This is a genomic window from Burkholderia sp. AU28863, assembly GCF_002223195.1.
GTDB lineage: Bacteria > Pseudomonadota > Gammaproteobacteria > Burkholderiales > Burkholderiaceae > Burkholderia > Burkholderia sola.
Genome location: NZ_NKFE01000006.1, coordinates 587,376 through 609,720, shown reverse-complemented (window position 1 = coordinate 609,720; position 22,345 = coordinate 587,376). Strand labels below are relative to the sequence as shown.

At 68.1% G+C, this 22,345-nt stretch carries 19 protein-coding genes; 15 read left to right on the top strand and 4 right to left on the bottom strand.

Annotated features, from left to right (window positions below):
* Nucleotides 1-33: 33 nt before the first annotated feature.
* The 5 genes from CFB81_RS29375 (at nt 34) to CFB81_RS29355 (ending at nt 5,337) form a co-directional block, all read left to right on the top strand.
* Nucleotides 34-3,015, top strand: coding sequence for a sensor histidine kinase (locus CFB81_RS29375; RefSeq protein ID WP_089437481.1), 2,982 nt, complete (start codon nt 34-36; stop codon nt 3,013-3,015).
* Between the two features lie 276 nt (nt 3,016-3,291).
* On the top strand, nt 3,292-3,684 hold the full coding sequence (locus CFB81_RS29370) for a type I toxin-antitoxin system SymE family toxin (protein WP_256976366.1): 393 nt from the start codon (nt 3,292-3,294) through the stop codon (nt 3,682-3,684).
* Nucleotides 3,684-4,004: an XRE family transcriptional regulator gene (locus tag CFB81_RS29365; RefSeq protein ID WP_089437480.1), complete on the top strand. Its 321-nt coding sequence runs from the start codon at nt 3,684-3,686 to the stop codon at nt 4,002-4,004. Before CFB81_RS29370 ends, CFB81_RS29365 begins: the two co-directional genes overlap by 1 nt.
* A 347-nt stretch (nt 4,005-4,351) precedes the next feature.
* Nucleotides 4,352-4,858, top strand: a complete 507-nt coding sequence (locus tag CFB81_RS29360; RefSeq protein ID WP_069617614.1) for an antitoxin Xre/MbcA/ParS toxin-binding domain-containing protein — start codon at nt 4,352-4,354, stop codon at nt 4,856-4,858.
* A complete protein-coding gene (locus tag CFB81_RS29355) occupies nt 4,855-5,337 on the top strand; it encodes an RES family NAD+ phosphorylase (protein WP_069617594.1) in 483 nt (160 codons plus the stop codon). The genes CFB81_RS29360 and CFB81_RS29355 overlap by 4 nt, the downstream gene beginning before the upstream one ends.
* 66 nt (nt 5,338-5,403) lie before the next feature.
* Here CFB81_RS29355 and CFB81_RS29350 read toward each other — a convergent pair whose 3' ends face one another.
* The 3 genes from CFB81_RS29350 to CFB81_RS29340 all read right to left on the bottom strand — a co-directional run bounded on the left by CFB81_RS29350 (nt 5,404) and on the right by CFB81_RS29340 (nt 7,898).
* Complete coding sequence (locus tag CFB81_RS29350; RefSeq protein ID WP_089437479.1) at nt 5,404-6,246, bottom strand: peptidyl-prolyl cis-trans isomerase; 843 nt, start codon at nt 6,244-6,246, stop codon at nt 5,404-5,406.
* A 534-nt stretch (nt 6,247-6,780) separates the two neighbouring features.
* Nucleotides 6,781-7,581 (bottom strand): glycosyltransferase family 25 protein, encoded by an 801-nt coding sequence (locus CFB81_RS29345; protein ID WP_256976365.1) that lies wholly within the window; start codon nt 7,579-7,581, stop codon nt 6,781-6,783.
* Nucleotides 7,582-7,583: 2 nt separating this feature from the next.
* Nucleotides 7,584-7,898, bottom strand: coding sequence for a hypothetical protein (locus CFB81_RS29340; RefSeq protein ID WP_069617591.1), 315 nt, complete (start codon nt 7,896-7,898; stop codon nt 7,584-7,586).
* A gap of 353 nt (nt 7,899-8,251) precedes the next feature.
* On the opposite strand from CFB81_RS29340, the gene CFB81_RS29330 reads away from it, so the two are divergent.
* The 10 genes from CFB81_RS29330 (at nt 8,252) to CFB81_RS29285 (ending at nt 21,302) form a co-directional block, all read left to right on the top strand.
* Nucleotides 8,252-9,826 (top strand): hypothetical protein, encoded by a 1,575-nt coding sequence (locus tag CFB81_RS29330; RefSeq protein ID WP_089437477.1) that lies wholly within the window; start codon nt 8,252-8,254, stop codon nt 9,824-9,826.
* Between the two features lie 28 nt (nt 9,827-9,854).
* Nucleotides 9,855-10,709, top strand: a complete 855-nt coding sequence (locus tag CFB81_RS29325; RefSeq protein WP_143329335.1) for a glycosyltransferase family 4 protein — start codon at nt 9,855-9,857, stop codon at nt 10,707-10,709.
* A gap of 323 nt (nt 10,710-11,032) precedes the next feature.
* Nucleotides 11,033-12,424, top strand: coding sequence for an undecaprenyl-phosphate glucose phosphotransferase (locus CFB81_RS29320; protein WP_089437541.1), 1,392 nt, complete (start codon nt 11,033-11,035; stop codon nt 12,422-12,424).
* 131 nt (nt 12,425-12,555) lie between these two features.
* A complete protein-coding gene (locus CFB81_RS29315) occupies nt 12,556-13,812 on the top strand; it encodes a polysaccharide biosynthesis/export family protein (protein ID WP_089437476.1) in 1,257 nt (418 codons plus the stop codon).
* Complete coding sequence (locus tag CFB81_RS29310; protein ID WP_089437540.1) at nt 13,812-14,318, top strand: low molecular weight protein-tyrosine-phosphatase; 507 nt, start codon at nt 13,812-13,814, stop codon at nt 14,316-14,318. Before CFB81_RS29315 ends, CFB81_RS29310 begins: the two co-directional genes overlap by 1 nt.
* Complete coding sequence (locus tag CFB81_RS29305) at nt 14,315-16,588, top strand: polysaccharide biosynthesis tyrosine autokinase (protein ID WP_089437475.1); 2,274 nt, start codon at nt 14,315-14,317, stop codon at nt 16,586-16,588. Before CFB81_RS29310 ends, CFB81_RS29305 begins: the two co-directional genes overlap by 4 nt.
* Nucleotides 16,585-17,808, top strand: coding sequence for a glycosyltransferase family 4 protein (locus tag CFB81_RS29300; RefSeq protein ID WP_089437474.1), 1,224 nt, complete (start codon nt 16,585-16,587; stop codon nt 17,806-17,808). Before CFB81_RS29305 ends, CFB81_RS29300 begins: the two co-directional genes overlap by 4 nt.
* The gene (locus tag CFB81_RS29295; RefSeq protein WP_069617584.1) at nt 17,808-18,971 is read left to right on the top strand and encodes a polysaccharide pyruvyl transferase family protein; all 1,164 of its coding nucleotides are present in this window, start codon (nt 17,808-17,810) and stop codon (nt 18,969-18,971) included. Before CFB81_RS29300 ends, CFB81_RS29295 begins: the two co-directional genes overlap by 1 nt.
* Nucleotides 18,968-20,263, top strand: a complete 1,296-nt coding sequence (locus tag CFB81_RS29290; RefSeq protein ID WP_089437473.1) for a lipopolysaccharide biosynthesis protein — start codon at nt 18,968-18,970, stop codon at nt 20,261-20,263. The genes CFB81_RS29295 and CFB81_RS29290 overlap by 4 nt, the downstream gene beginning before the upstream one ends.
* Nucleotides 20,253-21,302, top strand: a complete 1,050-nt coding sequence (locus CFB81_RS29285) for a hypothetical protein (RefSeq protein ID WP_089437472.1) — start codon at nt 20,253-20,255, stop codon at nt 21,300-21,302. Before CFB81_RS29290 ends, CFB81_RS29285 begins: the two co-directional genes overlap by 11 nt.
* A 7-nt stretch (nt 21,303-21,309) precedes the next feature.
* On the opposite strand, the gene CFB81_RS29280 is transcribed toward CFB81_RS29285, so the two are convergent.
* Nucleotides 21,310-22,305 carry a beta-xylosidase gene (locus CFB81_RS29280; RefSeq protein WP_089437471.1) on the bottom strand — a complete coding sequence of 332 codons (996 nt, stop codon included), beginning with the start codon at nt 22,303-22,305 and terminating at the stop codon, nt 21,310-21,312.
* Nucleotides 22,306-22,345 lie beyond the last annotated feature (40 nt).

The window sequence follows — 22,345 nt, the reverse complement described above, 5'->3', positions numbered from 1 at the left end:
CGATTTGCGCATTGATTCACCGGTCTTCGTCTCATGCCCATCCGCCATCTCTTCGCGTCCCATACGGACGCCAGCGCGCCGTTCGCGTCGATCGACGACGATGCGCACGACCTGAGCCTGCTGAACCGGTATCAGCGCTTCACGCTGTACGGCGGCGCGGTCGTGCTGTCCCTCGTGATCCTGATCGCGGCCGGCATCCTGCTGGTCGGGTCGGTGCGCGACTACATCGCCGAGCGCCGCGACCTGTTCGCGACGCACAAGGCGCTCGTGCAACTGGAAATGGATGCGAAACAGGCATCGATGCGCCGCGCGGTGATCAATGCCGAGCTGTTGTGGAACGGCCATCCGCCGCATGCGCGCGAAGCCTCCGATGCACTGAGAAAAGACGGGCACGTGCTGCTCGCGCCGATGCCCGGCGTGAGCGAGATCTTCGTGGCCGCGTCGCCGAAGGCGCTGGCCGACCACGAAACCGATCGCTACGTGCAGTTGATGGAGCGCCAGACGATTTCGGTCGCGGCTGCCGAGCGGCAGACCGGCCGCGCGGTGCGCGGCTATGCATACAGCCCCGACCGCAACGTGATCGCGATCACGCCGCCGCCGTCGATGCCGTATCCCGACCTGCTCGCGCGCATCGGCGTGCGCGACACGCATGCGTTGATCCAGCACCTCGCGTTCGACGTGGCCGACTGGTCCGATCCGGCCGTCGCGCGCTACTGGCGCCTGTCGCGCCGGATCGCGTGGCAGGCGCCGGCGATCGATCCGCTGACCGGCAAGACGGTCTTCCGTCTCGTCGAGCCCGCCTTCGACGGTCAGCAACATTTCATGACCTTCGTGAGCGACTTCGACGTCGACGTGATCGCCGATCGCATGAAGCACGCGCCGGCCGACGCGGTCGCGATGCTGATCGACGAAAACGGCCGCGTGCTGCTCGATGTCGACCGCACCGGCGACGCGGAGGACGGCGCCGCGCTGATGAAGCACGCACTGGCCGAAGGCACGTGGCGGCGCGGCCTCGCGCATTTCGACGAAAGCTACCGTCACGGCGTGTTCACGATCAGCGACCGGATTTCGGACACCGGCTACGCGATCGTCTATGCGTACTCGTGGCGCACGATCGCCTTTGCGATCTGGTCGACGATGCTGCGCGAGTTCGGCACCACTGCAACGATCCTCATCGTGCTGTGGACGCTCGTGATCGCGTTCGATCTCCGGGTGTTCGCGCCGCTGTTTCGCCGCTCGCGCCGCGTGTTCGAAAGCGAGCGGATGAGCCGCACGATCGTCGCGACCGCGCCGTTCGGCATCGGCCTCGTATCACCCGACACGCGACAGGTGCTGCTGCGCAACCGGATGCTCGAACTGTACGAACGCGAGGCCGGCGATCCGCCGCTGCACGAGCGACTGCTGGCGCGCTATCGCGAACACGCGGACGCATCGCCCGTCCAGCTCGACGTCGAACTGCCGCTGACGCTCGGCGACGGCCGCGCGCGCGACCTGCTCGTCAACTTCGTGCGCGTGCGCTACAAGGGCAAGGACGCGCTGCTGTGCAGCTTCTCCGACATCACGACGCGCGCCGACGCCGAACGCGCGCTCGACAGCGCGAACCGCGCGAAGTCGACGTTCCTCGCGACGATCAGCCACGAGATCCGCACGCCGTTGAACGCGATGCTCGGCAATCTCGAACTGCTCGACAAGGCGCCGGACCCGAGCCGGCAGAAACCACGCCTGCATGCGGTCACGTCGGCCGCGCGGATGCTGCTCGACATGCTGAACAACGTACTCGACATGACGAAGATCGAAGCCGACCGGATGACGCTCGAAGCGACCGGCTTTCGGATCGACGAGCTGATGCGCGACGTCGCGGACCTGTTCGAGCCGGTGGCCGGCGCGAAAGGCATCGCATTGCGCATCGACGTCGATCCCGCGGTCGCGCACACGTATCTCGGCGACCCGATGCGCGTGCGGCAGATCGTCGTGAACCTGGTCAGCAACGCGATCAAGTTCACCGACCGCGGCGCGGTCGCGTTGTCGGTGTCGGCGCCGTCGGGCGACGCGACGCCCGTGACGATCCGCGTCAGCGATTCGGGCATCGGCATGACGGCCGATCAGTTGGCGCACGTGTTCGAGCCGTTCGCGCAGGCCGACGAATCAATCGCGCGCCGCTTCGGCGGCACGGGCATCGGCCTCGCGCTGAGCTACAAGCTCGCGGAATCGATGGGCGGGCGCATCGACGCGAACAGCGTGCCGGGCGTGGGTTCGACGTTCGTGGTCACGTTGCCGCTGCCGCTCGACCGCCAGCCCGGCGCCGCGCAAGCGCGGTCGGCCGAGGATGCGCCGGACGTGCGCGTGCTGTTCGTCGACGACAATCCGGTCAACCGTTCGCTCGTCCACGATCAGCTGGACGTACTCGGCTATCAGGCCGATATCGCGTCGAACGTCGCCGACGCGCTCGATCTGGTGGACCGCCACGACTATGCGGTCGTGCTCACCGACCTCAACATGCCGGGCCTCGACGGCTACGCGTTCGCCCGCGTGCTGCGCGAGCGCGGCCGCGTGCAGCCGGTCCTGGCGGTCACCGCGCATGCCGAACCGGACGAGTTGCGGCTGGCGTGGGAAGCGGGTATCGACGAGATCGTGACGAAGCCGACGTCGCTGAAATCGCTCGAACAGGCGATCGCGAAGTACGCCGGCACGTGGCGGCGGCCGGTGTATCCGCCGGTACCGGCGCGCGCGTCCGGCCCGCTGCCGAAAGACCTGCATACGGTGCTCGTCGATGCGACGCGACGCTCGAGCACGACCATCGCGCGGGCGTTGCAGGACGGCGACCTGAAGGTCGCGCGATCGGAGATTCACAGCATGCGCGGCGCATTCGCGATGATCGGCGAGCGGGAGATTTCAGGGCTCTGCGCGTCGATGGAAGCGCTGGCGCTCGCAGGGGATGCGGCGGCGTTCGCGCGGGAGTTCGAGCGCTATCGACAGAGCGCGAACGAGATCCTGATGCGGCGTGCGGCGGGCTGATCGAATCGTCGATTGAAACGATTTCTGACACATCGGGAATTAATTGACGATGTGGTCAGCCGACGTGATCGCGCTGGATTCGTTATGCAGCAAGCGTTTGACGTACTGGCCTGATGGCCAACACCGATGAATTCGTACGTGACTGATCCCTGACGCCGGATGTTCTCGACTACAGTGGTTGCACGTTTTCGCCAGGATTCTCAGGCCGCTTCGACATGCGATGCATGTGACGGAGCGGTACTCGAAATCCGGTGCGTAAACGAGCGCGGCCCGCAGGTGAAACAGCACCTGCGGGCCGCTGACCACAACCAACTCCACACCGGAGAGTTAATCATGGCTGGCGCGAATCATAACGCACCGATGTATTTCCGCGATCGTTTTGTCTCCCCTCGTTCGTCTCTTCAATCCCGCCGTATCGTCCCGCATATCAGGCTCGCCGAAATGGCGCCGCCTGTCGTGCATCTGTGGATGAAGTTGTCCGGCCGATGGATCGAGGCGGCGGGTTTCGATCCCGAACAGCGTCTGCATATCGAGGTATCGCACAAGCGGCTGGTGATCACGCCGATCGATGAGGCGGACCCGAGCCCTGCCGGAAAGGATGGATTCCCCGATGTCGATTGCGGCAGCGGGCAACAGCGGCAACTGTCGGTGTTGACGGAGGAAGCGTAATGAACTACGACACATCGAATCAACACGCCGACAACGTGCCGGACGATTTCGACTATTACGACGTCGGCGAACTGGCGGCCAAATCCGTGCTCGTACTGAAACTCAATGCATTGATGGTGTCTCGCGGCCTGACCGAAGAAGAGGCGGCGGCGCTCGCCGAAATGGCCCGGCCGGTCGTCACGCCCGAGCAGCGCGAGCGGCTCCGGAACGTAACGCTGGATCAACTGATGCTGACGCTGGCATCGTTCGGCCAGCATGTGGAGATCGTGGTGAAGCCGGCGGGGGAATTCGGGCCGGCGGGGATTACGGTTTCGGTCTGACGGCCTGCGACGCAGGCTTAAAGAAATGTGTGGCGGCCGGAAGCGCCTCGGCGCTCGCATGAGGCAGCGTTAGGAGTAGGTGCTATCAAATACATAGCATGACGACGGCCGGGCCCAACGGCCGCCGCCGAAGCGACTTCGGCGCCACACTCGTTCAATTTAACGTGAACAATCGTTACAACCAATCGGACTGGGCTGATTCTTCTCCCACAGTGCTGCCCCTGGCCATAGTCGGTTGCCCCCACCTCTGGAGCATCAGCATGCTTACCAAACGGGAAAGTCTTGACTCTCACTTGAACGACTCTACAATGAGAATGTCGAAATTCTCATTTGAGAGGCACATCATCATGGCACGGAATCAATCCGCTGGCCGGCAATCAGCTACTCGCCCGGCTGCCGTGAAAGCGGCCAAGCCGACCGTCGGCTCTAAACAACTCGGCTCTCACGGTCGCGATATCGAGATGTTCCTCGGCCAGTTCGATGCCCTTGAGCAACGCCGGCAAATTCGTGAAGGGATGGAGGCCAGCATTATCGATCGTGTCGCGAAGAATCTCTTGAATGTGCCAGTCCAAACGCTGCTCGCTGGACTCGGCCTTCCGAGTTCCACGATCCTGCGCAAGATCGCGCGCGAGGAACGTCTATCCCCTGCAGAATCCGATCGTGTCGCACGCGTGCTCTACGTCTTTCGGCTCGCGATGGACGTATTCGAGAACGAAGCGCTTGCCGCAGAATGGATGCAACTGCCACATGCCGAGCTTGCCGGGTTGCGGCCGCTCGAAGTCCTGGATTCCCAACCTGGATATGACCGAGTACGGGATCTGCTGATGCGCGTCATTTACGGAATTGGCGCATGAAACTGTATCGGCTCGCCAAGGAGCGGCGCGGCTACTACCGGGCCGATGACTTGAGCGGCAATGGTGCCGCGTTGGCCGGCGGACGTTGGAACCCGCGCGGAATGCGCGTTGTGTACACATGTCTTCATGCTTCAACCGCACTGCTCGAAGCGCTAGTACACATGGCTGGCTTGATGCCGGCCGGCGGGTATCACTTAGTGACATTGGAATTACCAGACGTCATTTATGACGAGGCGTTCATTCCGACACCACCGGATGGCTGGGCGGACTTGACGCGCGATCCCGAAGCCACGATGGAGCTGGGTCAGCAGTGGCTGGAGGCCGGCAAACAACTGGCTATGCGTGTGCCGTCGGTAGTGTGTCCGACCGATTTCAATCTATTGTTGAACCCGTCGCATCCGGACATGAAAGCCGTCAAGGTAGTCGGCACTGTGCCCTTCACACTCGACCCGAGACTGTTCGGTCATGCGCCGAAATAAAATCGGCCCGTACTCGATTCGAGCAACGGGCCGATATTCATGAGGCATGCCTGAACCGCGAGCCGCTTACTGCTGGATCGTCGCCTGCCCGGCCAGCTTGTCGACCAGCGCCGTCATCGCGCGCTGCTGCGCCTGCGCTTCCAGCTGCTGACGCAGCACGTTCTTCGCCGCCTCGAAGGTCGGCACGACCGTCGCACGCTTCTCGTCGAGTTTCACGATCGCGAACGCGTTGCCGACCCGGATCGGGCCTGCGACAGCACCCGGCTGCAGCGACGTGATCGCCTGCGCGAGCGGCAACGGCAAACCGCCCGTCTTCCCCTCGGCCACCGGCGTGCGCAGCTCGACCCACTGCGCGACGCCGCCGTTCGGCGTCGTGTTGTACTTCTTCGCCACCGCGTCGAACGCCGCACCCTGCTTCAGCTCCGCGACCAGCGCGTTCACTTCGGCCGGATCGGCCACGGCGATCACGTCCGCGCGATATTCGAACTGCGCGGCATTCGCGACGACGTCGTCGTAACGCGCCTTCACCTGCACGTCGGTCACCGCTTGCGGGTGCAGGTTGTCGCGCAGGTAGAGATCCGTCGCCGCGACCGTGCGCGCCCGCATCACGACGCGATTCACTTCGGGGCGGCTACCATAGTTGGCCTTTTCCGCCGCTTGCTCGACCAGGTGCTGAGCGATCAGCTCGCGTTTGGCCTGCGCGCGCAATTCGGGCGTGGCGGCCTGCCCGGTGGCTTCGATCATGCTGTCCACGTCGCTGCGCGCGATGGGGGTGTCGTTGACGACCGCTTCGACGCCCGGCGGCAGCGGCGTTTCGGTTTTGGTGCCTGCGGCGCGTGCGACAGGGGCGCCGCAGGCGCACGCGAGTGCGATCAGCGTGGAAATAATGGAAATGTGATGCTTCTTCATGACGATTCCTTCATCGATGGAGGGAGATGCCGCACGCGATGGCGGCCAGGAGGAGATGCGGCAGCTTCACCGCGGGCAACCGACCCGGTCGGCGCCTGACAGGCCGCGCGTGCGATCGCGCCGCGGCCGGACCTGAAGTGCGAACCGGGCGAACCGGCCGCATGTCGTCTTGCAGAACGGCCATCGCCGGCAGCACACCGACGATCGACGGAGGAAACGACAGAGATGAATGCCCTGCGCTCGCATGTGGCAGCGTTCTCCCAACCTGCGACCCGAACGGTGCAGATGCGACCGAGCCCACCGGTCGCCGCAAGGCATTCACCTCTCGCCATCCTGACCGGGCCGCGCCGGCAACGTCGCTCGCGTCGGCCTCGCGCGGAGAAAAATGCGCTGCCCGGCGAACGGGCAGCGCGTCCAACGAAGCGTGGCTTCGGATACGAGGTATCGGGCGCGTACCATGCAGTTGCCCGACGTTCGCATTGTCGAAGCGCATACGGCGTCTGCACAATCAGCCTGGTCCTATTCCGCACGACGTCACCGTTGAATCGTCGACATCTCGCGCGCGTTCATCGTCACGGCGAGCGGCGGAAAGGCGGCGACGCTGCGCATCGCGCCATAGAACTTGTTCATCGCGACATCGATCCCGTAGTTCGGCAGCGTGCGGCCGAGCCCGTGCGAGAACAGCGTCTCCGGTTGCAGCGGAAAGCAATGGTCGAGCAGGAACCGCGCGCCGGCCGGAGAAATCGTGTACGCGCAGATCCCGTAGAACTCGAGCAGGTCCATCACCAGCACGGGCCCGCGGTCGGTGCGGAAATCGTCGACGGCCTGCGCGAGCGCCGCTTCGTCGAAGCGCATCGTCACCGGCGCGCGGCTGTTGAAGATCGCACCGCGCAGGATCGAGTCGAAGTTGTAGCCCCATGCGACGAAGTCGTAACGGCCGGCATGGGCGGCGAGGAACTGCATCGCCGTCTCGTCGAAGTCCGGGCGGAAGATCGCGTCGTCCTCGACGATCGTCACGAGCTCGTTGCCTGCGGCAATGTCGGTCCACAGGCGATGCGTGGTCATCGCGATGCCGATCGCGCCGCGCGTGTACGGCAGCGCCGGCGCGAACAGGCCGCTTCGTGCGATATCGTCGTCCGACAGCGCACGGCCGTCGACCGCGTCGACGAATTCGAATGCGAGCGTCGGATTGTTCGCACGAAACGCGTCGCGGCGGCCACGCTCGCCTTGCAGCGAGATCACGCGAAGCGTGTTGAAGACGGACGGCACATCGACGGCGGAAGCGCGTACCGGCGCCATGGTTGCGTCGCGAAGATCGGTAACGGGCATCGACATCGTCACCACCCCGTCACGATCGAGATGCCGAACACGATGCCGACGACAATGCCGATCGTCCGCCCTTGCAGCGTCGGCTTCAATGCCGCCGGCTCGTAGAGCGGATCGACCACGTCCTTGCGGTTCCGCCATGCGGTAACGAGCGGCGGCACGAGCAGCAGCATCGCCATCAGCAAGGCGGTCGCCGTCGTCACGACCATCCCGCTCGACGACCAACGCGTGCCGAACTCGACCGCCACGTGGACCATCCCGACCGTGGCCGCGCTCGCGACCATCCCGATCACGGTGCCTTTCACCAGAAAATCTGCTGCGCTCATCGTCAGTACTCCCTGTCTGATAGTTGCCGAACGACGTCGGCCGGAATACTGCGTATTACAAAGATCGCTGCACGCGATCTCTATCAGACGAGTCTTATTGGCGAACGGCGAACCCAAAAATAGGACTGGGACTACAAACGTGACCGAACGGCGCGTTCGCGACCGGGGGACGCATCGCTGGGCCTCATCGATTCGGACTGGTCTTATTCAGTTGCCGGGTGCAGATCCATAAAGTGGACGTCAAGCCGGCGCCATGCTGCTTGTGCCCATGCGTGCAAGCCGCTGGCGCCCTCACGACAAACCCCGCCACCGGCCGCTGCCTCGAACGCGGCCGGCCCCTCCGGAGCCCCGACATGCAGATCACGCCCCACGACACGCCCACGCTCGCCGACACCGACGACACGACGCTCGCCACGCGAGCCGATGCCGCCTCGGTCGATATCGACGACAACGCCGTCGCCACCGCCACGCAAACGCTGATCGATCGCGGTGAAACGGCGAGCGCCGCCCATCTGGCCGCCGCCCATTGGAAACTGCGTCCGGACTCGCCGGCAGCGGCATTCAACTGCGGCTACGCGATGCAGATGGCGGGACGCCACGCGGATGCGATCGCGCCCTATCGCCGCACACTCGAACTCGCACCCGCGTGGCCGTCGCTGAAGAACAATCTCGCGCTCGCGATCCGGCTGACGGAAGGCGATCCCGATCTGGAATTCGCGCTCATCGAAGGCGCGCTCGACGACGACCCCGACGACGCACGCGCGTGGATCAATGCGGTCGTCACGCGCATCGACCGTTTCGATCTCGATGGCGCATTGCGCGCGGCTACCCGTGCGGTCGCGCTGGCGCCCGACAGCGCGCTGGCCGCGAACAACGCGGCGACGGCCATGAAGGAAGCGCAATGGTGGGGCCAGGCCGAGGCGCACGCGCAACGCGCCGTCGAACTCGCGCCGCACAACCCGACGTATCGCCACAATCTGTCGCTGCTCCAGCTTGCGCGCGGCGACTTCGCGTCGGGCTGGCCCCATTACGAAGCGCGCTGGGAAGGCTCGGCCGAACTGCGCGGCAAACTGCCGGCGTTTGCCGCTCCGCGCTGGCGCGGCGAATCGCTGAAGGGCAAGACGCTGCTCGTGTGGGGCGAACAGGGTCTCGGCGACGCACTGCAATTCTGCCGCTACATGCCGCTGCTTGCGGAACGCGTGCATCGCGACGGCGGCCGGATCGTGTGGAATGCGTTTCCGGTGATGGGCGACCTGTTCGGGCGCAGCCTGGCAACGCATGTCGACGTGTTCGACACCAGCACGCGCATCGAGGATCTGCCCGCATTCGATGTCGAGCTGCCGCTGATGAACATCCCCGGAATGCTCGGCCTCGACGGCGACGCGCTCGCCACGACGGCGCCGTACCTCCACGCCGACCCGGCAGCCACCGATGCGTGGCGCACGGCGCTCGCGGGCGAAAAGCGGCTGAAGGTCGGCCTCGCGTGGACGGGCAGTCTGTCGCACCAGCGCAACCGCTTTCGCCGCGTCGGCCTCGAGCGTTTTACCGAAGCGTTCGGCGGCCTGCAGCAGGACGTCGCGTTCTACTCGCTGCAACCGGGCGCGCAGCACGACATCGAAGCCGCCCGCGCGGCCGGTTTCGTCGTGAATGACTGCACGCGCGAATGGCGCACGGTCGACGACACCGCCGCATTCGTCGGCGCACTCGATCTCGTGATCACCGTCTGCACGTCGGCCGCACACCTGAGCGGCGCGCTCGGCCAGCGCACGTGGGTGCTGCTCGATGCGAACCCGCACTGGGTCTGGCAGCACGACCGCCGCGACAGCCCGTTCTACCCGAGTGCGTCGCTGTATCGGCAGACGACGTTCGCGGACTGGCAGCCGGTCATGGATGCGGTCGCCGCCGATCTTCGCCGCCTGGCCGGCTGACGGTCGCCGCCCCGACAGGAGATTCGTCATGGATTACAACCTCTGCATCGTCCGCCCGCCCGGCTACGCGCATTCGGGCGCCTTCACGGAACTCGCCGAGGCGATCGCGTACGGGCTCGAAGATCTCGGCCACGCGGTTCACTTCAACGAGAACACCATGATGTCCGATGCACGGAACATCCTGATCGGCTGCCATCTCGCCGATCCAGGCGTGACCGAGCACGTGCCGGACGACACGATCGTCGTCAATACCGAGCAGCTGCATGTCGACGAACAGCCGTGGAACCGGAACATCTATCGATGGGCGTCGCGATACGAAACCTGGGATTACAGCGCGCGCAATCTCGCGAAACTGCATAGCCTCGGCATCGAGCATGCGCGCTACCTGAAACTCGGTTTCCATCCGAAGCTGCGCCGCATTCCGGATGACGTCGAGCAGGATATCGACGTGCTGTTTTACGGCACGATCGGCCCGCGCCGCGCGGCGATCCTCGACGCGCTGCAGGCGCGCGGGCTGAACGTCGGGATCGTCAGCGGCGGCATCTACGGCGCCGAGCGCGACGCGTTCATCGCGCGTGCGAAGGTCGTGCTGAATCTGCATCACTACGCGTCGCACATTTTCGAGGTGGTGCGCGCGTTCTATCTGATGACGAACGGCAAGGCGATCGTGGGCGAAGTGTCGCCGACGACGTCGGTCGATCCCGATTACGCCAACGGCTTCCGCGCGGCGCCATATGACGCGCTGGTGGATGCCTGCGCCGAACTCGTTCGCGATGCCGCGCAGCGTCGCCGGCTCGAAGCCGACGCGCTGGCAACGATCGGCCGCCATCCGCAAGCCCGATCGCTCGCACCGTTGCTGGCCGCGCAGTCGGTGGCGGCATGACGACGCCGCATCGCGAGCCGCCATCGCCATCGCCATCGCCACAGCGTTCCGACAGCGTGTGCCAATCGCCTGTCCACAGGCGGTTTGACAATCCCTGACGTCATCGGGAACGAGTCCTAGCCCGTTGAGGCGCAGTCCGATCGAAGTGCCCTTGCGGACCGCCCGCAGTCCGATGGTCTCGCCCCGTCATCGCTCCTAGACTCGCCGTACTGCCCGAACGCATCGTGCAACACGCCGGGCAGCAGACCGCTCTGCGGAGCGTTGCACGAACGCGGACGCACCGCCATTCCGGACGGTGCGCAACGGCAAGGATGGCGGATGAAATGAACAAGAAGCACGGGCCGCGCGGCGAAATCGTCGTCTGCATGGTCGATGTCGCGGCGATCGTCGCGATCGCGGTACTCACGCACCAGGGTTCGCTGTGGAATCTCGACGCGCTTGCGATCGAATGGCTGCTGATCGGCGTGAGCGCGCTGCTCGCGGCGTTCCTGCTGCGCCTGGCGGGCATCGGCCTCGATGGCCGGCCGCGCCCAGCGACGCGCTATGCGGTCCGCACGCTCGCGCTGTGGCTCGTCGTGCAGGGTTTCGTGTTCCTGAAGATGATCGCGCTGACCACCGCGACCGTGATGATGCTGACGTGGTTCTTCGACTGGACGATCGAGGTCGGGATCGTGCTGGTCGTGTTCCGGATCGCACTGAGCATCGCGCGCCGGCGCAGCCTGCGCGTGCCGGCGACGCCCGCCCGCATCGCGGTCGTCGGCAGCGGCGAGCGCCTCGCGCGAATCGTCGCGTCGCTCGACGCGGCCGGCAGTACGCGCTACCGGCTCGTCAGCGCGTATTGCACGGGCGGCCGCGAATTGACGCTCGCCGGCGACGCGCTCGTCACGACCGATCTCGCATCGTTTGCCGCATGCGCGCGCCGCCAGCGCGCGGACGAAGTGTGGATCGCGCTGCCGCTCGCGGAAGACGCCGCGATCACGCGCGTGATCGACGAATTCCGCAGCGATTTCGTCGAACTGCGCCTGATGCCCGACGTGAGCCAGCACGCGCTGTTCGGCAGCCAGGTCGACGAAATCCTCGGCGAACCGGCGATCTCGCTCGCCGCGCCGCCGCTGTCGCGCGGCGCGCTGTGGGTGAAGGCGGTATTCGATCGCGCATTCGCGACTGCCGTGCTGATCGTGTTGATGCCGCTGCTGCTCGCGATCGCCGCGGCGATCAAGCTGAGCTCGCCGGGCCCGGTGATGTTTACGCAGAAGCGACGCGGCGGCGACGGCCGCACGTTCGACATCTACAAGTTCCGCACGATGCGCGTGCATGCCGCGCAACCGGGCAAGGTCGAGCAGGCGACCCGCAACGACCCTCGCGTGACGAAGGTCGGTGCGTTCCTGCGCCGCACGAGCCTCGACGAACTGCCGCAGTTCATCAACGTGCTGTTCGGCGACATGTCGGTGGTCGGTCCGCGTCCGCATGCGGTGGAACACGACGCGCAGTACCGCACGCTCGTCGACGGCTACATCCATCGCTACCGGATCAAGCCGGGCATCACCGGCTGGGCGCAGGTCAACGGGCTGCGCGGCGCGACCGAACAGCTCGAAAGCATGCAGTCGCGCGTCGAGTACGACCTGTACTACCTGCGCAACTGGTCGTTCGCGCTCGACCTGCGAATCATCGGCGCGACGGTGCTGAAAGGGATCGTGCATCCCAACGCGTACTGAACGGCGCATGCCGTTCGCCGCAGCGGCATCGCCGCCGCGGCTGCTTCGATTGACCCGGCGGCCCCTGCTTCGGCAGACCCGCTCCCGCGCCGCCGCCGTCTCCCGACGCGCGGCGCAACTGGAAGGAACTCATGACACCCTCGATCGCATCGGCGGCCGCGCGCCGCCACGGTGCGCTCGCGCTCGTCCTGACGGCCTGCGTAGCGCTGTCCGGATGCGCGTTCGCGCCCGGCATGAAGATGAACACGTCGTATCTCGGCTGGCTCGCCGACGCGCCGGAGGACGGCGCGCCCGCGCCGGCCGCGGCCGACTCGCGCGTGGCCGAAGCACGCGCCGCGGCCGCGTCGACCACGGCCGGCACGCCGGCTCGTGCGCAGCCCGCGGGCGGGGATGCCGTCGCCACGCCGCCGATCGTCGACATCGATCCGTCGCTGATCGCGCGCCAGCGCGCGGCCCGCGATGCGGCCGCGGCGTCGTTCGACACGCCGGCCGCATCGCGCGCGTCGTCGGCCTACCGGATCGGGCCGGGCGACGTGCTGCAGATCACCGTGTGGGATCACCCGGAACTCGCGGCAGCCCAAGGCGGCGCACAGCAGACGCCGCCGCGGTCGGCCGACCCGGTTGCCGGCTTCGTCGTCGACGATCGCGGCAACCTGACGTTCCCGTATGCCGGCGTGCTGAAGGTCGCCGGGCTGACCGCCGCCGACGCGCAGGCGCGCGTGAAGCAGGCGCTCGGCAAGCTCTACCGCGAGCCGCAGGTCACGCTGCGCATCGCGTCGTTCCGTTCGCAGCAGGTGTACGTCGACGGCGAAGTCCACACGCCGGGCGCGCTGCCCGTCAACGACGTGCCGATGACGCTCGCCGACGCGATCGCGCGCGCCGGCGGCTTCACGCCCGGCGCCGATCAGAGCGACGTGACGATCGTGCGCGACGGCACGCCCGTGCGCATCGACCTGGCGCGCCTGATCGAACGCCACCGCGACCCGTCGCGCATCGTGCTGCGCGGCGGCGACCTGCTGCGCGTCGGTGCGCGAGACAGCAACGGCGTGTACGTGATGGGCGAGGTGAACCGCCCGATGCTCGCGCTGCCGAAGCGCGACGGCCGCCTGACGTTGAGCGACGCGCTGCTGCAAGCCGGCAGCATCAATTCCAATACCGCCGATGCCGCGCAGATGTTCGTGATCCGCGGCGCGCAGGGCCGCACGCCGACGGTGTTCCATCTCGACGCGCGCTCACCTGTCGCGATGGTGCTCGCGAACCAGTTCGAGCTGGAGCCGAGGGACATCGTCTACGTCGACGGCAACGGGCTCGTCCGCATCAGCCGCGTGCTGAGCCTGTTGCTGCCCAGCGTGAACACGGGCGTCGCCGCCGGGATCGCCACGAAATGATGCCGAACCCGCCCCCGTTCCTGCTCGTCGTCTGCGAAGGCAACGTGTGCCGCAGCCCGCTGGCGGCCGCCCTGCTCGCGGCGAAGCTGCCGCACGCGCGGACCGGCTCGGCCGGCCTCGCGCCGCCGAACGGCCGGCCGGCCGACCCGCTGGCCCGCGACATGGCCGCCGCGCGCGGGCTGAGCCTCGACGCGCACATGGCCCGGCCGGTGACGGCCGCGCTGTGCGCGCAGGCCGACCTGATCTTCGTGATGGACGGCAAGCAGCGCCGCGTGCTCGAAGCGCGTCACCCGTTCCTGCGCGGCCGCGTGTTCCGTCTCGGCGAATACGCGCGAATAGCCGACGGTGCGCCGATCGGCCTCGACGTCCCCGATCCCTATCGCGGCACGCGCGACGATTTCGTGCGCTGCGCGGCGCTGATCGATCTCGCGGTCGGCAGCTGGCTACCGCGGCTCGCCGCGCGCTGGCCGCACGTCACCGCCTCTTTCTCCGAATCCCAGCCATGACGAGTTCCGCTTCTCCCGAACGCGAGATCGACCTGATCCGCGTGCTCGACGTCCTGCGCCAGGCACGCTGGACGATCGCGTCGATCACGGCGGCCTGCGTCGCCGCCGGCGCGCTGTATGCGTTCGTCGCGCCGCCGACCTACCAGGCCGACCTGATGATCCAGACCGACGATGCGACCGACGCCGCATCGAAGAACCTGCTCGGCGACGCCGCGTCGTTCTTCAACGTCGCGTCGCCCGCGTCGGCCGAGGCGCAGATCCTGTCGTCGCGGCTCGTCGTCACGCGCGCGGTGGAAGACCTGCGCGCCTATATCGTCGCGACGCCCGCACGCGTGCCGGTGATCGGCGCGTTCGTCGCGCGCTTCAACGACGGCGCGGTGAAGCCGGGCCTGTTCGGCTTCGGCGGCTATGCATGGGGACAGGAGCGGATCGACGTCGTGCGCTTCGACGTCCCGACGCGTGCGGAAGGCGACACGTTCCAGGTCGTGCGGCTCGACGCCACGCGTTACCGGCTCACCGGCGCGGACATGAAGGCCGATGCGGTCGGCACGATCGGCCGCGCGGAAACCTTCGACACGCGCCACGGCCCGCTGCACATCGACATCACCGGCTTCGACGCGCTGCCCGGCACGCGCTTCGCGCTGGTACGTCAATCGCGCGCGGAAACGATCGACACGCTGCGCAATGCGCTCGACGTCCAGGAGAAGGTGAAGCAATCGGGCGTGCTCGTCGCATCGCTGCGCGGCCACGATCCCGTCGACATCAGCGCGACGCTCAACGCGATCGCCAACCGTTACGTCGAACAGAACATCGCGCGCCGCACGGCCGAGGCCGCGCAATCGCTCGCGTTCCTGAACGAGCAGTTGCCGATCGTGAAAGGTCAGCTCGAGCGCGCGGAAACGCGTTACGCGACCCTGCGCAGCCGCACCGGCTCGGTCGATCTCGAGGAAGAAGGCAAGGTCGTCCTGCAGCAGGGCGCCGACCTGCAGACGCGCGTGCTCGAACTGCAGCAGAAGCACGACGAACTGTCGCGCCGCTTCCTGCCGACGCACCCCGACATGGCCGCGCTCGACGCGCAGCTCGCGACGTTGAAGCGCCAGCAGGGCGCGCTTGACGCGCGCATCGCGCGGCTGCCCGCGCAGCAAAGCGAGGAAGTGCGCGCCCGCCTGGACGTGAAGGTGAACGCGGACCTGTACACCGCGCTGCTGAACAACACCCAGCAGCTCGAACTCGTGCAGGCCGGCAGGACGGCGAGCGTGCGCGTGGTCGATGCGGCCGTCGCGCCGGCCGATCCGGTGCGGCCGAACCGGCCGGTCGTGATCGCCGCCGCCGCGCTCGCCGGCCTCGCGCTCGGGCTGATCGCCGCGTTCGCGCGCGAATTCCTGTACGGCGGCCTGACCGCCGTCGACGAGATCGAACGCCACACGTCGCTGCCGGTGCGTGCGGTGCTGCCTGCGGCCGCCCGCCAGCGCAAGCTGATGCGTGCGATCGAGCAACACGACGCTGGCCGGCATGTGCTCGCCTACGACGATCCGTACGAGCCGGCGATCGAAGGGCTGCGCAGCCTGCAAACCGCGCTGCATTTCGCGCTCGCCGATTGCGCGCATCCGCTCGTGCTGGTCACGGGTCCCGCACCCGGCACCGGCAAGTCGTTCGTGTCGGTCAACCTCGCGGCGGTGCACGCGGCGAGCGGCCGGCGCGTGCTGCTGATCGACGGCGATCTGCGCAAGGGTTACCTGCACCAGTACTTCGGACTCGCACGCGGCGCGGGCTTCGCGGCATTGCTCGGCGGCCATGCGAGCGCCGACGAGGTCATCCAGCGCAACGTCGCGCCGAATCTCGATCTCCTGCCGACCGGCGAACTGCCGCCCGCGCCGACCGCGCTGCTGCAGCAGGCCGGCCTCGGCGCGCTGCTTGCGTCGCTGCGCGCGCGCTACGACCTCGTCATCGTCGATTCCGCTCCCCTGCTCGCCGCCACCGACTCGACCTGGCTCGGCGCCCATGCCGACGCGACGCTGCTCGTCGCACGCGCGGGCTCGACGCGGGCCGGCGAACTCGTCGAAGCCGCGAAACGCCTGCCGCAGCGGCCCGACGCACAGCCCGGCGTCGTGCTGAACGGCCTCGATCCGCGCGCGGGCGCATCGGCCTTCGGCTCGAAATACGGCGGCTATCGCTACGAAGCCTACCGCTACACGTGCGACACGCAGCGCTGTACGCACCTCGCCCGCCTACGCGCGGCACTTCAACGTCTGCTGCGGAGGTCCGCATGAGCGACATCGCATTCGCGCCTTCACTCGACGATCGCGTGACCCTTCAACCCGATACGAACCCGCCGGCGCCCCCGGCGACCGCCGCGCCGCCGCTGCGCATCGCGCTCGTCGTCGAAGCGGCCGGCGGCGGCGTCGCCGTCCACCTGACCGACCTGATCGCCGGGCTGCACGCACGCGGACACGCGGAAATCCACCTGATCGCGCCGCGCGGCGAACGCTTCGACGACGCGATGCTGGCCGGCGCGGCCGCGCAGTGCAAGACGTTCCACCGGCTGCCGCTGCAGCGCGCGGTCGGCGCCCACGACCTGCGCGGCGTACTTGCGCTGCGCCGGCTGTTGCGCCGGATCGGCCCCGACATCGTGCACAGCCACAGCTCGAAAGCCGGCGCGCTCGCGCGCCTGTGCCGCGGGCCATGGCAGCAGGTCTATACGCCGCATGCGGTCTATACGCTGAACCCGACGCTGTCGCCCGCGAAGCGCGCGTTCTACGGCGGCATCGAGCGCGTGCTCGGCAACGCGTGCTCGGACGCGGTGATCGCCGTGTCGCAGGACGAAGCCGATCACCTGCATGCGCTCGGCATCGCGCGCGGCCGCATCCGGCTCGTCGAGAACGGCGTCACGCCGCCGACGCTGCTCGCGCGCCAGGCAGCACGGATCGCGCTGGGGTTGGCCGATCACCCGTTCGTCGTCGGGTTCGTCGGGCGATTCGATCATCAGAAGGGCGTCGACCGCCTCGTGCGGATCGCGCGCGTACTGGACGAACGCTTCGGCGACCGCGTGCAGGTCGTCGCGATCGGCTCCGGCGATTTCGACCGGGCCGCTGGCGACGAAGCGCACGACCTGCCGGCGAACCTGCGCGTCGCGGGCCGCGTCGACGCGGCGCGCCGCTACTTCTCCGCGTTCGACCTGCTCGCGTTGCCGAGCCGCTACGAAGGTTTTCCGTACGTATGCCTCGAAGCCGTCGCCGCACAGGTGCCGATCGTGGCCACGCAGGTGTCGGGCGCGACCGAGCTGATTGCCGAACATCGCGTCGGGCTGACGGTATCGAACAGCGACGACCCGACCGCGTTCGCGTCGATGGTCGGTCGCCTCGTCGAGCACCCGGCCGCGCACCGGCTGATGCGCGATCAGTGCGCCCGCGCCTACCCCCATTTTTCGGCGGAGGCAATGGTCGATCGCACGCTCGCCGTCTATCGCGACCTGCTCCGGGAGAACGCATGATGAGCCGCCCCGTTCACGTAGCCCTGCTGCACGCGTACAGCGCACGCAACGCCGGCGACGGGTTGCTCGTCGAACTGTCGGTCGCGTTGCTGCGCGGCGCGTTCGGCACGGACACCCGCGTGTCCGTCGTCGCGGCCGATCCCGCATCGTTCCCCGGTCATCCGGACGTGCGGCCCGCGCCCGTGCTCGCTGCCGGCGGCGCCGGGCGGCTGATCGGCGCGGCGATGGCCGCGCTGCCCGTCGGCGCCAATCCGGCACTGGCCGACCTGCGCGGCCTGCTGAAGCAGGTCGACCTGATCGTCGGCGTCGGCGGCGGCTACCTGCGCGCGCGCAACAGCGTCGAGGCGCTCAAGCTCGAAGCCGGGCACCTCATGCAGATGCGTGCGGCTCGTGCGGCGCGCAAGCCTGCCGTCTACCTGCCGCAGAGCATCGGCCCGGCCGCCGGCAATGCGATGCTCGCCGCCCATCTGACGTCGCTGCTTGCGGGCTTCCACACCGTGTTCGTACGCGATGACCGCTCGATGGCGCTGCTCGCCGCCAACCCGAACACGCGGCGAGCGCCCGATCTCGCGGTGCTCGAATTCGGCCGGCGTGCGGCCGGTCAGCGCGAGCACGCGCATGTGCCGCCGGCCCGCCCCGACCATATCGCGCTGGTGCTGCGCCGTCCGCCCGCGTGGAGCGCCGCGCAATGCGCGCGTTACCACGCGCAGACGGAAGCGCTGATCGAACGGCTCGGCGCGTTCTGTCGCATCACGTTCGCCGTGCAAAGCACCGGGCGCGGCAACGACGACGCCGCGTACTATCGCGAACGCGGCTTCGACGACACGCGCACGCTGAAGGACGTGCTCGCCCGCGACACGCCCGACGCGGTCGTCTCCGTGCGCCTGCACGGCGCGCTCGAGTCGATCCTGCACGGCGTGCCGGCCTACCACCTGAGCTACGAGCGCAAGGGGTTCGGCGCGTATGCCGATCTCGGCGTCGGCCACTGGGTCGCGAACGCCGCCGATTTCGATGCGAATGCGGTATGCGACACGCTGTTCGCGCCCGATGCGCTGCGCCGCTTCTGGGCGCAGACCGACACCGGCATCGTGCGGCTCGGCCGCGAGCGTGACCGGATCGTCACCGCGCTGAGGGCCGCGCTCTACGACGGAGCCGCACGATGAAGGCCGCCTCGTCGCGCCTCGCGCTGCGGATCGCCGCGCTCGGGCTGAAGTTCGTGCTGACGATCGTCGCCGCGCGCATGCTCGGCTTCGATGCGGTCGCCGTCTATGGTGTCGCGCTGGCGGTATCGGTCGTCGGATCGAAGGTGCTCGGGCTCGGCTTCAGCACCGAAATCAACCGCCGGCTCGCCGGCCCCGATCCGCGCGACGCGATCCGGGCCTGCATGCGGCTGTCGGTACTGTATGCGGGCGTCTATGCCGTGCTGTGCGGCGCGGCCGCGCTGCCAGTCGGCGCGTTCTTCGGGCTGCCGCGGGCAGGCGCGCTGGCCGACGTGCCGCTCGCGCTGGTGATGCTCGTCGCATGCGCCGAACATGCGGCGCTCGAGGTCAATACATGGCTGTTCTCGCTGCATCGCGTCCGCGCGGCGTCGTGGCTGCTGTTCGTGCGGACCGGCGCGTGGGCCGGCGTCGCGGTCGCCGCACTCGCGGCGCGCGTGGTCGAGTCGATCGACGGCGTGCTCGCGATCTGGCTCGCCGGCGACGTGCTCGTCGTCGCGCTCGGCGGGCTGCTGATATCGGGCGCGGCTAGCCGGCTGCCGGCGATGCCCGCGCTGTCGGCCACGCGCTTGCCGCTCGCGACGGTCTGGCGCAGCGGCGCGCCGTTCTTCGTCGCATTGCTGCTGCTGTCGGTGCTGCAGTATCTCGAACGTTTCGTCGCGTCCGCGATACTCGACGCGAGCGAGCTCGGCCGCTACGTGTTCGTATGGTCGATCGCGAACGCGATTCAGACGATCGCGTCGGCCACCGTCGCGGCGGTCGCCGCGCCGCGTCTCGTGCGTGCGCTCGACTGTCCGCGAAGCGCACCGCGGGCATTTCGCAGCGAACTCGCGCGGGCGCTGCGCGGGTCGGCGATCCTGACCGGTGCGACCGCGCTCGCGATCGTCACGGTGCATCCGTGGCTGTTCCGGCTCGCGCACGAAGGCGGCGACCTGCCGTCAACCGTCCTCCTCGCGATCCTGCTGCTGTCGTTCGTGCTGCGCGCGATCTGCGACGTACTGTGGGCTGCCGCCGTCGCGTTGAGGGCAGGCCGCGTGGTCGCCGGCGTGATGGCCGTTCTGACGCTCGCGTGCGTCCCGATGACGATCGCACTCGTGCATGACGGGCGCGCGATCGGCGCGGCCGTCGCGCATCTCGTCGCGAGCATCGCGGTGGCCGCGTGGCTCGTGTGGATCGTGTCGTCTCGCGCCCCGACGGCGCGCCGCGCCACCCGGCCCGGAGCGGCCGATGCTGCGTAACCTGATCGCGAGCGGTCCGCTGCTGAGCCGCGGCTTGCGCGATACGATCGCCGCGTGTCTCGCGCTGCTGTACGTCGGCGTCTATGCGAACGCGCGCGTGCTGCTGCCGGAATTCATCTTCCGCGACTCGGACAAGATCCAGACGCAGATCGGCGGCGGCTCGACCTACGACGGCTCGTCGTTCGATGCGGTCGGCAAGCTGTACCAGGCGCTCGGCAGCGCCGGCACGGCCGTATTCGTGGTCGCGCTGGGCGTCGCGACGATCTGGATCGCGTTGCGCGCGACACGGCGGCTCGGCGCGCTGGCCGCCCATCTCGCGTTGATTGCGCCGTGCCTGTTCTTCAACCTGTTCGTCGCGAGCAAGGACACGCTCGTCGTCGCGATGTCGATCGTCGTCCTCGCCGCTGCGCGCGTACGCGGCACGGCGGGGGCGATGACGATCGCCGTGCTGCTGTATCTCGGCTACGCGGCGACGATCCGCAGCTACTTCGCGTTGATCGTCGCGATCGCGCTTGCGGCATGGGTGTGGCGCCGGGTATCGACACTGCCGAGGCTGGCCGGGGCGCTGTTGGTCGCGGCCGTGCTGCTCGCGCTGCCGAATGCCGCTTATACGCTGCTTCAGCAGCCGCGCGACCTCGCGGTCGACTATCTCGTGTATGCGTCGCCGTTCGGCGCGCGCACGAGTTTCTACAACCCGTTCCCGCCCGATTCGTTCGTCCATTTCGCGGGCAACTATGCGTATTCGCTCGTGCGGCTCAACCTGCCGGTGCTGTTCTCGTTCGATCCGAAGGGATTCGCGATGCAGGCGCTGGTCGCGCTGTTTCTCGGCGCCGCGTGGCGACGCGCGCCGACGCAGCGCACCGGTGAACGCACGAACGGCCTGCCCTGCAACGGCGAACTGCTCGCGTGCCTGCTGCTCGGCCATGTCGCGGTATCGATGCTGTTCGAGCCGGATCTCGGCAGCTACCTGCGGCACCTGTCCAGCGTCGCATTGTTCGCCGTCGTGCTGTGGACGATCCGTACGCGCGGGCCGGCTTGACGGGCGGCTACGGCTTCGACGCCGTCGCGCGCAGCAACGCGCGGGCCGCATCGAGCGCGGGCTTCGGCGACCGGTCCGCACGCACGAGCCCGTAGCTGCGCTGCGCCGCATCGTTCGCGTTCGCGGTATCGGCCCATTCGTAGATCGACAACAGAGGCGTGCCGAGCGTCGCGCGCGCGTCGAGCAGCGTGCGCAGACGTCGCGCTTGCCGCTCGTTGCCATCGACGCCCATCGACGCTGCACCGTCTTCGGTCACGAGTGCCGGCAGACCGTAGCGTGCACGGATACCGTGCGCGGCATCGCGGATCTGCATCGGCGTCATGCCGTACGCGTGGTACGACGCGGCGTCGAGACAGGCCGGTGCGGCGGCGTACACGCCGGCCAGCAGACGGTCGGGCACGCTGCCAGGCAGCGGCGGGCGGGCGAATCCGAAGCCGACGACCGGAACGTCCGGCCGGCGCGCGGCCAGGCCGCGGCACAGCCCTTCGGCAAACGGCGGAAACGTGTGCACGACATCGCCGGTCGGCCAATAGCGGCCCAGGTCGGGTTCGTTCCAGAGCTCGACCGCCACCAGCGCATGGCCGTATTGGGCGGCGAGCCGCGTCACCGTGCCGGCAAGGCGGGCACCGGCAGCCGCGAGCGAGGCGCGGTCCGTCTTCGTGTCGCGCTGCCCGTCCGCTCGCCCGAACGGCGCGAGCGTGCGCACGGTCAGCAACACCGGCAGGTGAGTCGAGCGCGCCGCCGCCAATGCGTCGTCGAGCTGGCGGCGATAGTCCGGACGATCGAGACGATCGGTCCATACGCCGAAGCGGACGAAGTCGAAGCCGGTCTGCCGGATCTGCCGCGCATCGTCGGGCGTAAACGACTGGATCTTCACCTGGACGCCGACACGCGGCCGGCCGTCGAGACTATCCGGCCAGCGTGCGCGGTCGTCGGCACGGGCCGACGGCAGTGCCGCGAAACACAGTGCGGCGGCGAAGAACAGCGTGGAAATCCGGAGCATGGACGAGAGAACGATCGGGAATGCCGGCGGCGCACGACGC

Bases quoted from the DNA above. Each gene is read 5' to 3' on its own strand.
- CFB81_RS29290 (WP_089437473.1), top strand. From the start codon at position 18,968: ATGAAGGCCGCCTCGTCGCGCCTCGCGCTGCGGATCGCCGCGCTCGGG.
- CFB81_RS29315 (WP_089437476.1), top strand. From the start codon at position 12,556: ATGACACCCTCGATCGCATCGGCGGCCGCGCGCCGCCACGGTGCGCTC.
- CFB81_RS29325 (WP_143329335.1), top strand. From the start codon at position 9,855: ATGGATTACAACCTCTGCATCGTCCGCCCGCCCGGCTACGCGCATTCG.
- CFB81_RS29305 (WP_089437475.1), top strand. From the start codon at position 14,315: ATGACGAGTTCCGCTTCTCCCGAACGCGAGATCGACCTGATCCGCGTG.
- CFB81_RS29280 (WP_089437471.1), bottom strand. From the start codon at position 22,305: ATGCTCCGGATTTCCACGCTGTTCTTCGCCGCCGCACTGTGTTTCGCG.
- CFB81_RS29320 (WP_089437541.1), top strand. From the start codon at position 11,033: ATGAACAAGAAGCACGGGCCGCGCGGCGAAATCGTCGTCTGCATGGTC.
- CFB81_RS29340 (WP_069617591.1), bottom strand. From the start codon at position 7,898: ATGAGCGCAGCAGATTTTCTGGTGAAAGGCACCGTGATCGGGATGGTC.
- CFB81_RS29295 (WP_069617584.1), top strand. From the start codon at position 17,808: ATGAGCCGCCCCGTTCACGTAGCCCTGCTGCACGCGTACAGCGCACGC.
- CFB81_RS29310 (WP_089437540.1), top strand. From the start codon at position 13,812: ATGCCGAACCCGCCCCCGTTCCTGCTCGTCGTCTGCGAAGGCAACGTG.
- CFB81_RS29330 (WP_089437477.1), top strand. From the start codon at position 8,252: ATGCAGATCACGCCCCACGACACGCCCACGCTCGCCGACACCGACGAC.
- CFB81_RS29355 (WP_069617594.1), top strand. From the start codon at position 4,855: ATGAAACTGTATCGGCTCGCCAAGGAGCGGCGCGGCTACTACCGGGCC.
- CFB81_RS29375 (WP_089437481.1), top strand. From the start codon at position 34: ATGCCCATCCGCCATCTCTTCGCGTCCCATACGGACGCCAGCGCGCCG.
- CFB81_RS29360 (WP_069617614.1), top strand. From the start codon at position 4,352: ATGGCACGGAATCAATCCGCTGGCCGGCAATCAGCTACTCGCCCGGCT.
- CFB81_RS29300 (WP_089437474.1), top strand. From the start codon at position 16,585: ATGAGCGACATCGCATTCGCGCCTTCACTCGACGATCGCGTGACCCTT.
- CFB81_RS29345 (WP_256976365.1), bottom strand. From the start codon at position 7,581: ATGTCGATGCCCGTTACCGATCTTCGCGACGCAACCATGGCGCCGGTA.
- CFB81_RS29365 (WP_089437480.1), top strand. From the start codon at position 3,684: ATGAACTACGACACATCGAATCAACACGCCGACAACGTGCCGGACGAT.
- CFB81_RS29350 (WP_089437479.1), bottom strand. From the start codon at position 6,246: ATGAAGAAGCATCACATTTCCATTATTTCCACGCTGATCGCACTCGCG.
- CFB81_RS29285 (WP_089437472.1), top strand. From the start codon at position 20,253: ATGCTGCGTAACCTGATCGCGAGCGGTCCGCTGCTGAGCCGCGGCTTG.